Origin of the sequence: Saccharobesus litoralis (genome assembly GCF_003063625.1) — a bacterium.
In the GTDB taxonomy this organism is placed as follows: Bacteria; Pseudomonadota; Gammaproteobacteria; order Enterobacterales; family Alteromonadaceae; genus Saccharobesus; species Saccharobesus litoralis.
Genome location: NZ_CP026604.1, coordinates 5,139,182 through 5,153,703, shown reverse-complemented (window position 1 = coordinate 5,153,703; position 14,522 = coordinate 5,139,182). Strand labels below are relative to the sequence as shown.

At 41.7% G+C, this 14,522-nt stretch carries 9 protein-coding genes; 2 read left to right on the top strand and 7 right to left on the bottom strand.

Features of this window, described 5'->3' with window-relative positions:
* Positions 1–136 precede the first annotated feature (136 nt).
* Positions 137–1,042 carry a DUF72 domain-containing protein gene (locus C2869_RS19475; RefSeq protein WP_228710709.1) on the top strand — a complete coding sequence of 302 codons (906 nt, stop codon included), beginning with the start codon at positions 137–139 and terminating at the stop codon, positions 1,040–1,042.
* Between the two features lie 114 nt (positions 1,043–1,156).
* Here the strand turns inward: C2869_RS19475 and C2869_RS19470 are convergent, their stop codons facing one another.
* The 6 genes from C2869_RS19470 to C2869_RS19445 form a co-directional block, all read right to left on the bottom strand.
* The gene (locus C2869_RS19470) at positions 1,157–2,410 is read right to left on the bottom strand and encodes a leucine-rich repeat-containing protein kinase family protein (RefSeq protein ID WP_108604510.1); all 1,254 of its coding nucleotides are present in this window, start codon (positions 2,408–2,410) and stop codon (positions 1,157–1,159) included.
* Between the two features lie 251 nt (positions 2,411–2,661).
* Entirely contained in the window at positions 2,662–4,077 is a 1,416-nt protein-coding gene (locus tag C2869_RS19465; protein WP_108604509.1) for an FAD-dependent oxidoreductase, read from the bottom strand.
* Between the two features lie 9 nt (positions 4,078–4,086).
* Positions 4,087–8,562: a glutamate synthase large subunit gene (gltB, locus tag C2869_RS19460; protein WP_108604508.1), complete on the bottom strand. Its 4,476-nt coding sequence runs from the start codon at positions 8,560–8,562 to the stop codon at positions 4,087–4,089.
* A 393-nt stretch (positions 8,563–8,955) separates the two neighbouring features.
* Positions 8,956–9,885 (bottom strand): GTP cyclohydrolase FolE2, encoded by a 930-nt coding sequence (gene folE2, locus C2869_RS19455; RefSeq protein ID WP_108604507.1) that lies wholly within the window; start codon positions 9,883–9,885, stop codon positions 8,956–8,958.
* 201 nt (positions 9,886–10,086) lie between these two features.
* Positions 10,087–12,294 carry a tRNA(Met) cytidine acetyltransferase TmcA gene (locus C2869_RS19450; RefSeq protein WP_108604506.1) on the bottom strand — a complete coding sequence of 736 codons (2,208 nt, stop codon included), beginning with the start codon at positions 12,292–12,294 and terminating at the stop codon, positions 10,087–10,089.
* 222 nt (positions 12,295–12,516) lie between these two features.
* On the bottom strand, positions 12,517–13,287 hold the full coding sequence (locus C2869_RS19445; RefSeq protein WP_108604505.1) for a sporulation protein: 771 nt from the start codon (positions 13,285–13,287) through the stop codon (positions 12,517–12,519).
* 252 nt (positions 13,288–13,539) lie between these two features.
* Between C2869_RS19445 and C2869_RS19440 the strand changes: the two genes are divergently transcribed.
* Positions 13,540–13,929: a MerC domain-containing protein gene (locus C2869_RS19440; protein WP_228710708.1), complete on the top strand. Its 390-nt coding sequence runs from the start codon at positions 13,540–13,542 to the stop codon at positions 13,927–13,929.
* A gap of 55 nt (positions 13,930–13,984) precedes the next feature.
* Here the strand turns inward: C2869_RS19440 and C2869_RS19435 are convergent, their stop codons facing one another.
* Positions 13,985–14,410 (bottom strand): DUF3010 family protein, encoded by a 426-nt coding sequence (locus C2869_RS19435; protein WP_108604503.1) that lies wholly within the window; start codon positions 14,408–14,410, stop codon positions 13,985–13,987.
* Positions 14,411–14,522: the final 112 nt, after the last annotated feature.

Below are 14,522 nucleotides of genomic sequence, written 5' to 3'. Positions count from 1 at the left end.
TTAAATTCCATAATTTGCTGGCGCAAATTTAACCGCGCTAATTTACATTATAAAAGCTGTTAATTCTAGGTTAAAATGTTTACAAAATTATTCTGATTTTCACTTATCTATACATAAAAAACTATGCGCAACTACAATGCATAAGCCAACATTACTCATTGGCGCACCTATGTGGGGGCATCAAGCTTGGAAAGGTTCGTTTTTTCCAGCGAAAACCCCAGCCAAGCAATTTCTTAATTATTACTCACGTTACTATACGGCGGTAGAAGGTAATACCACGTTTTACGCATTGCCTAGTCAAGACACGGTTAAAACTTGGATAGCGTCAGTGCCTGCTGATTTTCGTTTTTGCTTTAAAGTGCCGCAATTAGTCAGTCATAAACTGGGTTTAGAGCAAGGCCGAGCCGAGTTTGAGTCGTTTCTTGAGGTCATGGCGCCAATCATTGAGTCTGAGCAATTGGGTAAACTGTGGCTGCAATTACCGCCTTATTTTTCATTTAAACAATTTACCTTGCTTGAAGCTTGGCTAAACGATTATTCAAGGGATTTGCCATTTGCTGTCGAAGTTCGTCATCCTGATTTTTATGCTAAGGGTGAAGCTGAACGTTGTCTTAATCGACTATTGATGGATCACAAAGTTGATAGGGTGATGATGGATACGCGGCCAGTACATAGTGAAGTGGCAGTGCCGGGTGCAGACAACCATGAGGCCATACAAGATGCGCAAAGTAAAAAGCCTAAGTTGCCGGTGCATTTATTGTCGACAGGCAATAACCCGACGGTGCGTTATGTTGGCACAATGGATTTAGAAAACAACCGACCTTTTATTCAAAATTGGTTAAAGCCGATGAAAGCTTGGTTGGATGAAGGTAAACAACCTTATTTATTTGTCCACACCGCTGATAACGCCAGTATTCATGATTTGGTTGAATTGTGGTTAGACATGTTAACTGAATACCTAGGTTATCGGCCATATCAAGACAAGGCTTGGCCAAATCAAGGTGATCAAGGCTTGGTTGATAATCAGCCCAGTTTATTCTGATTTGATGGTTTGTGAGTGGTGGGAGTCGTACGACGCCGGCCACCCTACGCAAAAATTCAATTTAAGTAGGGTGCACCGAGTGCAACGAGTCGCACCTTGTCCGATGTCTTTGAATTAAATACAGTTAATCAAACGCTGAGCTTCTTGATACCAATGCTGATAAAGCTCGGTATTTTTATCTTCTGCTACGCAAATCGATAGTAAGTCTTCAATAAAATAACCTAATGCTCGGCCTTCAATTTTTTGTAACTGTTGCTGAATATCTTCAGATAAATATTCATAGTGGGATGCGGCACCAAAGTCGCCAAATAAAGCGTGGTTATCAGCGTCAATCAGTACGTTGTGCGCATACAGATCACCATGTTGCATATGATGCTGGGCAAGATATTGCGTCATATTAGCCATTTGACTACAGATATCTTCGATAGCTTTGATTGATAAACTTTGGCTGTCGGCAAAGGTATCGCGGGTACAAGATGCCAAACTTGGCGGTAAGCCTAGGTTATGAAAGTTATCAGGGATCAATTCCATTACAACGGCAGAACAGTCATCTTGTTCAATGCGACCAATAAATTTAACGAGGTTTCTATGTTCACCCACATGCAAGCAGGCACTGAGTTCATCTGCGGGGTAACCATCACTGGTAACGTCACCTTTAAATACTTTGATCGCCACTTGCTGTGGTAACTCTGCAATATCGATAGGGTGGGCGAGTGAGATAATCCCTGATGCACCCATACCAAGTACTTTATCGAACTCGAATTGCTGTTTTTGATAAATAGGTAAATCAGATTGTAGATCATAGGCTTGGCAAAACGGATTGCCAGCAAATGCGAGCCATGCCAGTTTAGGTAATTTTAGTAACTGTTTAGGGAATACTTTTAGCTGATTAGCCGAGACACGCAAAAGTTGCAGATTATGGTTATTCGCCATGCTTTGAGGCAGTTCGCTAAGCTTGTTGCCGGCTAATGCGCACTTTTGCAGCCTAGGTCTATTGCCTAATTCTTCTGGTAAAGTTTCAATTTGATTATCAGTTAATATTAACCAGCGTAATTGTTGGGGTAAGGATTCGGCTGAAACGGTTTTGATTTGGTTCGATTTAAAGCCAACCATTTCTAACTTTTCACATTGACCTAAAGCTTCTGGCAAATGGCTAAATTGATTGTTAGAAGCGAATAGTACTTTTAGGTTCTTTAGCTGGCTGATTTCATTGGGTAAATCAGTTAATTGATTGTTGCCGATATCGAGAATTTCCACCTGTTGGCAAAATTCGATAATGTCTATTGGAAATTCGGTTAAGCCCTGGCTAATGTTAAGGCGTTTTTCTTGGCTGTGCTTTCCTGCTCGGATATCTTCTAGTGTATGCATAATGGAGCTAGTACGAAAAATTTAGTTTATAGTCTTCTCGCTCAGGCTTTATGGTTCATTGTCAGCGCTTACTCGCCCCAATCACATAGTAGAGCATATGCTCATGGGGTCTCGAAGCTTGACGGCTTCCCCTAAAACCAGATCGCTTTGACTATATTGTATGGTGAGTTAACGACAAAATAGTGAATAGCATAAACAAAAACGCCAGCTAGTTAGCTGGCGTTTTTAAATAAATATTTAGAAGTTTAAGACTAAACTTCTAGGTAATCTAAGATACCTTCTGCTGCACCACGACCTTCAGCAACTGCTGTTACTACTAAGTCTGCACCGCGCACCATATCACCACCAGCGAAGATTTTCTCGTTAGTCGTTTGGTAAGCGAATTGACCATTCTCTGGTGCGATTACGCGATCCCATTGGTCTAATTCGATGCCGTGCTCAGCCATCCAACTTGTAGGCGATGGTTTGAAACCGAAAGCAACGATCACGTTGTCACACTCGATAACGTGCTCTGAACCTTCAACCGTTTCAGCGCGTTGACGGCCATTTGCATCTGGCTCACCCATGCGGGTTTTAACGAACTTAACGCCAGTTGCGTTGCCGTCAGCATCAACTTCGATACCCACTGGTTGTAAGTTCCAAAGGAAGTTTACACCTTCTTCTTTGGCGTTTTGGACTTCACGTGCAGAACCAGGCATGTTTTCTTCATCACGACGGTATGCACAGTAAACTTCAGTTGCACCTTGACGTACTGAGGTACGTACACAGTCCATTGAAGTATCACCACCACCAAGTACGATAACTTTTTTGCCTTTCATATCGATAAAATCAGCAGGATCTTTTTCGATACCCATAACACGGTTAGTGTTAGCGATTAAGAAAGGTAATGCATCGTAAACACCACCAGCAGTTTCATTGTCGAAACCGCCTTTCATGTACTTGTATGTACCCATACCTAAGAATACAGCATCGTATTCTTTCAGCATGTCTTCAAGCTTGATGTCTTTACCGACTTCAGTATTAAGACGGAACTCGATACCCATGCCTTCGAAGATTTCACGACGCTTAGCAATAACCTCTTTCTCTAATTTGAAAGAAGGGATACCGAACGTTAATAGACCACCAATTTCAGGGTAACGGTCAAAAACAACAGGTTGTACACCGTTACGGATCAATACGTCAGCACAAGCTAAACCTGCAGGACCAGCACCGATAACAGCAACTTTTTTGTCGGTTTTAACCACGTCAGACAGGTCAGGTTTCCAACCCATCTTAAAGGCTTCATCTGTGATGTATTTTTCGATTGAACCGATAGTGACAGCACCAAAACCGTCATTTAAGGTACAAGCGCCTTCACATAAACGATCTTGCGGACAAACGCGTCCACACATCTCAGGTAAGCTGTTTGTTTGGTGTGATAGCTCAGCCGCTTCAATAATGCGGCCTTCTTCAGCTAATTTTAACCATTGTGGAATATAGTTGTGAACAGGACATTTCCATTCACAGTATGGGTTACCACAATCTAAACAACGGTCAGCTTGACCTGAAGTTTGCTCAGCCGTTAACGGCTGATAAATTTCAACGAATTCGATTTTACGCGTGTCGATCGACTTTTTCGGTGGATCAATACGCTCTACGTCAACAAATTGATAAACATTCTTAGCCATCTTGATCTCCTACTGTACTTCAACTCTGAGCTCAGCCGAAGAGCGGCTGATATGGCCTAATAAGCTCTTAACATCGCTTGTTTTAGGCTTAACTAGCTTGAACTTAGGCAAGTAGTTGTCGAAGTTAGTTAGAATGTTATGAGCATGAGTACTGCCCGTTTCTTCATAGTGTTGGTTAATTAAGCCACGTAAGTGCTCAACTAAAATTGCTTTGTCGGCGAAATCAACTGTTTCAACTAGCTGTTTGTTTAACTTGCTGTCAAATGTGTTGTCTTCGTCTAATACGTAAGCAAAACCACCTGTCATACCGGCACCGAAGTTAACTCCAGTTGAACCAAGTACACAAACGATACCACCAGTCATGTATTCACAAGCGTTATCGCCTGTACCTTCAACAACAGTGATAACACCTGAGTTACGTACACCGAAGCGCTCACCAACACGGCCTGCAGCGAATAATTTACCGCCGGTTGCACCGTACAGACAGGTATTACCTGCGATAGAGCTTTCGTTTGACTTGTAATCAACACCTTTAGGTAATTTGATAACTAGCTTACCGCCAGCCATGCCTTTACCTACATAGTCGTTAGCATCACCCGTTAGGATAAGGTTCAAGCCGCCAGCATTCCAAACACCAAAGCTTTGACCTGCCGTACCGGTAAAGTTAATAGTAATTGGGTTGTGCTGTAAGCCACCGTTACCGTATTTGTATGCAATCTTACCTGATGCTGTAGCACCCACTGAACGATCTAAGTTACAGATTGTGTAGTTGAATTCACCACCTGTAGCATTTTCGATTGCATCAGCCGCATCGGCAACAATTTTTTTGTTCAATACAGCTTGGTCAAACGGTTCGTTTTTACCTTCAGTACAGAAACGATTCGTCGCTTCTGTCGGTACGGCTTCTGCAAGAATTGGTGATAAATCCAATTTACATTGTTTTGCAGTAAAACCGTCCATCGCTTCTAGTAAATCAGTACGACCAATTAAGTCTTCAAATTTCGCGATACCTAAAGAAGCCATGATTTCACGAACTTCTTGCGCGATAAACTTGAAGTAGTTGATTACCATTTCAGGTAAACCAATATAGTGCTTGGAACGTAAATTCTCGTCCTGAGTTGCAACACCTGTCGCACAGTTGTTTAAGTGACAAATACGTAAGAATTTACAACCTAATGCAACCATAGGGCCAGTACCAAAGCCAAAACTTTCAGCACCTAAAATACCGGCTTTAACAACGTCTAAACCTGTCTTCAAGCCACCATCCGTTTGCAAACGAATTTTGTGACGAAGGTTGTTTTCAACTAGGGCTTGTTGAGTTTCTGCAACACCTAATTCCCAAGGAGAACCTGCATATTTAACTGAAGTTAATGGTGATGCAGCTGTACCGCCGTCGTAACCAGAAACGGTAATTAAGTCTGCATAAGCTTTAGCAACACCAGTGGCGATAGTACCAACACCCGGCTCAGATACTAATTTAACTGAGATGAGTGCTTCTGGGTTAACTTGCTTAAGATCGAAAATTAGCTGAGCTAAATCTTCGATTGAATAAATATCGTGATGCGGTGGTGGTGAAATAAGGGTTACACCTGGAACCGCGAAACGTAATGTCGCGATATAAGGGTTAACTTTATCACCTGGTAACTGACCACCTTCACCTGGCTTAGCACCTTGCGCTACTTTGATCTGAATGATCTTAGCGTTGGTTAAGTAGTGTGGCGTTACACCGAAACGGCCTGAAGCAACTTGCTTGATGTTCGAGTTTTTAAGCGTACCGTAACGCTTAATATCTTCACCACCTTCACCTGAGTTTGAGTTACCGCCCAAGGTGTTCATGGCAATAGCTAGTGCTTCGTGCGCTTCTGGGCTTAAAGCACCAATTGACATCGCTGCTGTATCAAAACGCTTGTAGAAGTTTTCAGCTGGTTCAACGTCATCAATCGAGATGGCTTCTTTGTCGCTAGTGAATTCTAATAAATCGCGTAGCGCTGCAACAGGGCGCTCATTAACCGTTGATGAGAACTTTTGGTAATCTGAATATTTACCTGACATTACAGCTGTTTGTAATGTCTTAACTACATCTGGGTTAAAGGCGTGATATTCTTCGCCGTGAACGTATTTTAATAAACCACCGTGAGTGATTTTCTTACGTTTTAACCAAGCAACACGGTCTAAGTTAACCGCATCTTGTTGGAAATCAGAGAAGGTTGCACCTTGTAAGCGGCTTGTCACCCCTTTAAAGCACAGTTCCATTACATCGTTATTGATACCGATAGCTTCAAATAATTGTGAACAACGGTAAGACGCAATAGTTGAGATACCCATCTTAGACATGATCTTATAAAGACCTTTATCAATACCTTTACGGTAATTGATCATCGCTTGACGTGGTTCAATCTCTAGGCTGCCGCTATCTAATAACTGTTCGATCGTTTCAAAAGCAATGTATGGGTAAACCGCTGTCGCACCTAAGCCGATAAGAACCGCGAAGTGATGTGGATCACGTGCTGAACCAGTTTCAACAACTAGGTTAGAGTCACAACGTAAGCCTTTTTCAACTAGGGCTAGTTGCACAGCACCTACCGCCATTGGCGCAGGAATTGGCAATAAGCCTTTTTCAATCTTACGATCTGATAAAACTAAAATAACGCTATCTTCACCATTGGTTGCTTCTACAGCTGCAACAGATTCTGCGACAATGCGCTTAACTGCGGCTTCTAAGCCTTCTTCTGGTGAGTAGTTTAAGTTGATGGTTTCAACAGGGTATTTTTCACTATCAAACTCAACCAATTGCTGCATGTCAGTACTCATCAGTACTGGTGATTCAAACAAGATACGACCCGCATGATTGGTGGTTTCACCAAAAACGTTTTTCTCGCGGCCGATACAGGTTTGCAGTGACATTACGTGTGCTTCACGTAATGGATCGATTGGTGGGTTAGTAACCTGTGCGAACATCTGACGGAAGTAATCGTACAAAGTACGGTTTTGTGAAGAAAGCACAGCCATAGGGGTATCATCACCCATAGAGCCAACCGCTTCTTGCCCGTCTTTTGCAAGAACTTTGATTACTTGGTCCATCTCTTCGTAGCTATAGTTAAATAGCTTGTGATAAACCGCTAATTCGTCGTTATCTAATACACGCTCACCTGCAACATTACCGTCGAATTTTTCGAAAGGCGTTACATAATTTACATTGTTATCTAACCATTCACGGTACGGGTGGCGATCTTTTAATTGATTATCAATGGCTGATGAATTGAATAATTGACCCGTTTTAGTATCAACGGCTAACATTTCACCAGGGCCTACACGGCCTTTTTCGACTACTTCATCCGGTGTGTAATCCCAAATACCGATTTCAGAAGCAAGGGTAATGAAGCGGTTAGAAGTAATAACATAACGTGCAGGACGCAGACCGTTACGGTCTAGGTTACATGCTACATGGCGACCATTAGTTAAAACGATACCTGCTGGGCCGTCCCATGGTTCCATATGCATAGAGTTAAATTCGTAGAATGCCTTTAATTCGTCTGGCATTTCAGGATGCTGCTGCCATGCTGGTGGCACTAATAAGCGCATCGCACGGAACAGATCCATACCACCCGCTAGTAACAATTCAAGCATGTTATCTAGTGATGATGAATCTGAGCCAACTTTGTTAACGAATGGCGCAGCTGATTCTAAATCAGGTAACAATGGCGTTGCGAATTTAGCGATACGTGCATCAGCCCATTGACGGTTACCTTTAATGGTATTGATTTCACCATTATGCGCTAAGAAACGGAACGGCTGAGCCAATTTCCATTGTGGTAAGGTATTCGTTGAGAAACGCTGGTGGAATACACAAATGCTTGATTTTAAGCGTAAGTCAGCAAGGTCTGTGTAGAAACGCGGCAAGTCAGCCGGCATGACTAAGCCTTTGAAAATCGTGACTAAGCAAGATAAAGAAGCAATGTAGAAAGTATCATCGTTTTCAATACGTTTTTCTGCACGGCGACGTGCAATATATAAACGACGTTCTAAATCGATGTCTTTCCAGCCTTGCGGCGCGTTGACAAAAACTTGTTCAATAGTTGGAACTGAAGCCGTTGCAATTTCACCTAATACGCTTTTTACGGTTGGCACAGTACGCCAGCCGACAATTGTTAAGGTTTCTTTTTCTAATTCTTCTTCAATAACGTTGCGGGCAAATGCTGCTTTATCTTCGTCATTGTTTAAGAAAACGGTACCAACACCATAGTTATCGGCCAGTGACCAATTGTTTTCTTCAGCTACAGTGCGGAAGAAAGAATCGGGCTTCTGCATTAGAAGGCCACAACCGTCACCTGTCACACCATCGGCAGCAATACCACCACGGTGTTTCATTCTATCAAGCGCACTGATTGCAGTGCTTACCAACTTATGGCTGGCTTCGCCGTCCATATGGGCGATCAGGCCAAAGCCACAGTTGTCTTTGGACTGGCTAGCGTCATATAGTTTCATCAAAAACCTCCGATATTACGACTTTCAATAAAGCTTTAAGGCTATTGAGATGGCTCAGCCATGTGATCAAAGCAAGTCGTATCGTAATTTTTATTCAAAAATTCTGTGTAGAGAACCTAGTACAATAACTTTTTATTCTAAACACGTCAATCCACAGGGGTATACCCTGTGGTTAGGCTTATATTTCCAAAAATCGCTTAACTGCGGCGAAATAAGGATTAAAGTGTAGATAAAATTAGTTAAATTGCCAGTATTGAAAAATTAATAAAATTTAAAATAAATCGCTATATCAAAGTTTAATCTGGCTCTTATTGAATATTTATTCCTGTTTGTTGAATAAATATATCTGTAATTTATCTAGTTTAGGTATGGTTTCAAGGGTTTTTACTTGCCTTAGTAAGGTAAGTAGCCGTCCTTCACTCCTTTTGTATTGATGCTGACTGCGTCATGGGCGTGTAGTGATTCGTAATGATTCACTCTTACCCAAAAATCGCTATAGCCAGGTACAAGGTTTAACGCATGAGTTAAACGTCGTCCGGCATCTTCGCAGAACATTAAATTTTGGCCGTTTAAGCGAGCAAACTCTTGTTCGTCGGCGCGTTTTACCGCCGCTTGAACAGGTGTGCTCAAGGCTGATTCAATAGCGTCTACTAAGTCAGTGATCGGGAAGTCTTCGACTTCTTTGCTGAGTTTTACCTTGACTTCAGCAATAGAGCGTTGGCTATGTGGCGTGGCAACAATACCTTCGGTGGTACCTAACCATTCATGCACATCAGCTTTGTTTACTGTATCTTCGTGACCGTATTTATCTTCAAATGCTTGTTGAATTAACTGGCGGGCAAGCGCAGCTGAGCAAGGGCATGTTGAAGAGTAAGGTACATCGATTTTCAGTTCGGTCTCGATATGTCCGTCGAGATACACTCCCACTATTTCAACTGGGTAAGCTTTCCAACCTTGTTTGCCACTAATGAGTGACTTGCGACGCATATGATAATCAAAATTAAATTTGATAAAGGCACGGTCGCTTAACTCTTGATGACTTTCGATAAAGTGCTGCAATAATGTTGTTAAATTTTGCAGATTTAACGTGTCTTCGGTAGAAAGCTTATCGAGTAATAAGTACAAGCGAGACATATGAATGCCTTTAGCCTTAGCTTCGTTTAAATTGACGAAGGCTTCGACTCGTGCACTAACAGGGCGCTCAGCTTCATTTTTGGCTGCTACCATGATAGGCACTTCAATTTCACTCATGCCAACCCAGTCTAACGTACCCTCGGTTTGAGCCGTTGCTGAATTCGCGATGTCAGGCATTGCTGTAGGCATTTAATCTCCTGAAACTTAACTCGGATCTTGATTGCTGAAAAAAGGGCGCACTTTATACCACAAATTCAGGCAAATGTTGGTTATTTTTTGCGATAGACTATGACCTAAAGAAAGATAAAGGGTCATTGTTGGGGTATAAGGCAGTTTACAAAGGTTAATTTTACCTTAAGTTTTACAAATTAATACTTGTCGGCAGTGGGGCTAATTTTTAGGTCGAATTTGATTTAATAGTTCCCCAGTGAGACTGCGCAATTTTCGGATGAGCTGTTTTTTGCCGCTGAGCCTAAATTGCAAGATTAACTGATCATGGTCAATGGTTGGGTCGGTGGCTAACGTTAATAAGGGAAAGTGTTGTTGACATTGTTGGTCATTAATTAATTTAACGATGGCTAATCGGCAACTGGCGAGTGTCGCATGATATTGGGCAAAGTTTTCGGCTAATTGGCTTGCTCTGCTCGTCGTCATTGTCATTTTTGCGCTATTTGCCAGTATTTTGCCTAGGGCGGTTTTGAGCTCGAGGCTTAGATTAACGTAACGATGAGTGAGTTGTTGTTGCACATCAAGCAATTGAATAGGCCGTAATTCGGCAATGTAATTGTCACTGGTAACACTAATACAACGCAGCATTGCGGCAGAATACTCGCCAGTACTGGCTTCAGGTGTTTGCCCTAAGCGCACCAACGAGAATTGATTTTTTTGCCAAAACTTAAGTAAAGGTAGCGTTAGACCAAAACTGGTTGATAGGTAATCTTGTTTTTCTTGTTGGCAGGCGGTGTCAATAAATGCCAATAGCTGGCTGCCTAAACCACGATGTTGCATGTCGGGGTGAATGGCGATACGGACAATGCGCCAGCCTTTTAATGTCGCAAATTCATAAAAACCGGTTTGTGCGGCTATGGTTTGCGCAAATAAATGGCCATTAGGTCGCCGCTGCCCTCTAGCGACTTGCTGGGCTAAATCGCTAGGTAAATCACCTTCTAACGATATTAAAGCCACACCTACTACTTGGTTACCCGATTTCATTAATACGGTACGCATGGTTGGGCAATCCAGCATATAGCGTAAATCTGACGGTGTTGTGCGGTAATGAGCTTGCACTAATAATCCGAAGGCTTGGCGTAACAAGTCAGTTTGTTGCAACATATCTTGTTGGCTAAACCACGCAGTGGTGATTGAGTTAGCACTCATGGAAAGCGCTTTTAATGAAGGCGCTGGTTCAGCATCTAATAACAGTAATTGATTTACGCATTCTTCAAGTGGGTCGTTTGGCGACCAGCGGATCGGATTGATAAGCCTGAAACTTTGTTGCGTAAAATGTCTAGCAAGCCATTTTTTGAAACGTATTGTGAAGCCCCTGCCACAACCTTCGTATCCATGCTCAGTCGTCGCGAAAACCACGTGTTTATATTGACGAGTTAATTGTTGTAATAACTCAACAGGTATTGCAGCGGCTTCATCTACCAAAAGTACATCGAGTTGTGGTTTGTTAATCGCTAAAACATCAAGGGCATAAAAGGATAGTTCGTGTTCACTAGGGTGCTTTTGCTGAAACCAAGTTTGGATTTGGTTAGCGCAATCCATACGTGGTGCGGTCACTCCAACGGTTAGCGGCTTGTGACTTTTACATTTACGCACTAGTTGCGCAGCTAGCATGCCTAAAGTCGCTGATTTACCGCGCCCGCGATTGGCTGCAATAATAAAGTGCTGTTGATTGTTCCCTGTATCTTGGGCAATGCTATCGTGTATTTGTTCTATAATATTTTGCTGGTCGGCAGTGATAGATCCAGGTAATTGAAAATTGCTTTTCAGACTTGGTATACCAAGCTTGAATCGTTCGGGTATAGACACTTGTTGTTGATGATTATTGCCGAGTATAGGTGTAGTTTGGCTAATAATTTGGATAAAGCTTTGTAAAAGATACTTTTGCGCAAATGTTAGAAAGTTTGATTTAAAATCTTGGCTATTTACGCCCCATTGTAAAAATCGTTGCCTATCGGGGTCGGCAAAACTATCCCAGCCTTTTTTATGAGCAGATAATTCGCTTTCTGATGTACTTACTAATTCTGGCATCAACAAAATAAATAACCCACCCGCTTTAACGGTACCGGATAATGCCGCAAACGCATCAACATGAAAGCCTTGCCAGCCATTGATTAGCACACAATCAAATTCATGCCCTAAATAATGACGAAACTTGTTACTGCTGATCCGAGTTGTGTTAGCTTGTGGGGTAAAGCTTGTCAGGCTGTTGACGGCGAGTATGCTATTTAGATTTTGATGTGTTTGGATAGAGATTAACAGTTCGTTTGCTAATTGATTGACTTGAGTTTCTTCGCCTGTCACTAATAACGGCAAACGAAAACCACAGAGTTTGAGTTGCTGATGAAGTTGTTGTAGCTCTGTGGTCATTTAGGCTAATAGATATTCTGAATGTTTTTAGGTGCGTATAGTCTTCTCGCTCAGATTTTATGGTTCATTGTCAGCGCTTACTCTCGACTTTGGCTCCTGCGTCGTCCTACTACCTAAATCCCTTTAGGCAGCCCCAATCACATAATAAAGCATATGCTCATGGGGTCTTGCCGCTTGACAGCTTCCCCTAAAACCCGATCGCTTTGACTATATATTTTAAAACTACAAAGAACTAGCAATAAAATCATTGAGTAACATAGGTAAGTTTTCTATATCGTCGCGGGTGATACATAATTTGGTTTTGCTTTCATTTAAATCTAATTTGTCAGCAAGCCAACCCGATACGCCGTGTGTTTTTGTTTCCAGCTCAATGAATGCATCCAGATGCTCTTCGTAACAGGTAAAAATAAGTTCTACTTCGTCTAACCGGCTGCGATATTTACCACTTGTGGCTTTAAAAGAAAATATTTGCGCAAAAGGTAAACCACTGCGTAGCGGACAACGAGTTTTGATTGAATGAGCGGTAATAGGTTCTAAGCCTAATTCAGCAAAGGCGTCAAACAGATTGCCAATGAGATTATTGGGCACAACTTCAATTCTGTCTTTATCTTTGGGATCTAAGGCGAAGCGAATGTCTAACCCAGTTGCTATCCACACTTGGCTATTACCACCAGTTAATGGCGTGTTATAAGGCAGTTTAAGTTGTACTTGGAATTCTTGCTCTTGGCCTGGCGCTATTGAAAAATGCTCGCCTATTTGAGTTTTATCTAAGGTACAGACACGCTCAACTATATTACCATCGTCGTCTTCTTCATCGTATGTGCAGTGCACACTAAAATAAATAGCGTCGATAGCTTGCGTATTTTTGCCACCTTTAATTAATACCGTAGCGTTAATAGTATCGCCCGGAGCATAGCGGCTGTTGAGCAATATAGTATCGACTTTGGCTGCACCAATGCCGACACTGGATAAAAGTTGTTTTACAAACGACATGCATATTCAATGTGAAGAACACAATCAACTAAGCATATAGGCCGAAGCATAGGCTCGACAACAACAAAAAACTATAGTTATCAATGTAAAAGCTATAAGTAGGTGAAACGGATAAGACTTGTAAACAAGATCTAAGTCAAAAAATAACCCGTTTTTGTTATGCTATATAGTAACAGATGTTATAGAATAACATTTCAAATCCGAGTTGGGTGTGGTAAAGTTGCCGCCCATTTTTTACAGGTAGTGTATCTTGTGCGAGATTTAAATAAAGGCAATTTGGTTGATAAGTTGGGCATTGTTGTCACTTCTTTGTGTGCTTTGCATTGTATTTTCTTACCCGTGTTACTGCCTGTATTGCCATTGGTCGGGCTTGGTTTCTTAGCTGGCCATGGTTTTGAGCATCTTATCCTTGTTTTAACGTTGGCTGCTGGCGCGATAGCTTTGTTTACCGGCTTTCATCGCTATCATAAAAAGCTTTACCCGCTTTATGCATTAGCATTAGGTATTGTTTTGTATGTTTCTCGAGATTTTTTAGGTGAGGAGCTACAAACTATTGTGCTGTTAATTGGAGCTGGCTTGATTATTTTTGCGCATGTCATGAATATGCGCCTGTGTAAGTCTTGTAAAAGCTGCGAAGCTTAATAAGTTGAGAATGACAATGGTCTCTTAAGTTAAGAGACCATTACAAGAACAAGCATTATTTCTGCATTAAATAAGCATACGCGACTGTAAAAGCCCCTTCCTGAAATACTTTCAATCCAGTTTCTTTAAAATCAATGGGTAGTGGATTTTTCTTCATTACGGCTTTTATTTCATTTGATGCCATCAATTCAATATTCAGATTTTCAATTAGTTGAATAGCGGCTTCCATTTTAAAGCTAACCGCACTACCAGAAAATTTTCCTTTCATCGGGCGAGCTTTGATTACCACATTTTCAATATGGTAATCTTGCATAAGTTTGGCAAAGGTAAATTGGAATTTCTGCAAGGCTTCGCCATCTTCAGCACTGTCTAATGCCACACGACTAACACGAACTTCAGGTAAGTTAAACATACCTTGGTTGTCTTCTACTACGCTAATTACCGCGTCATTGGCTTTAAATTCAACGCCACATACTTTCATGTTCGAATTGACCTTTATTGATACATGTTGATTGCGCGCAGTTTATCAGGAATATGCGGCTATTACTTCTATTCCTTAAAGGTCGTAGGTAAAATTGCTGTAGATTAACCAA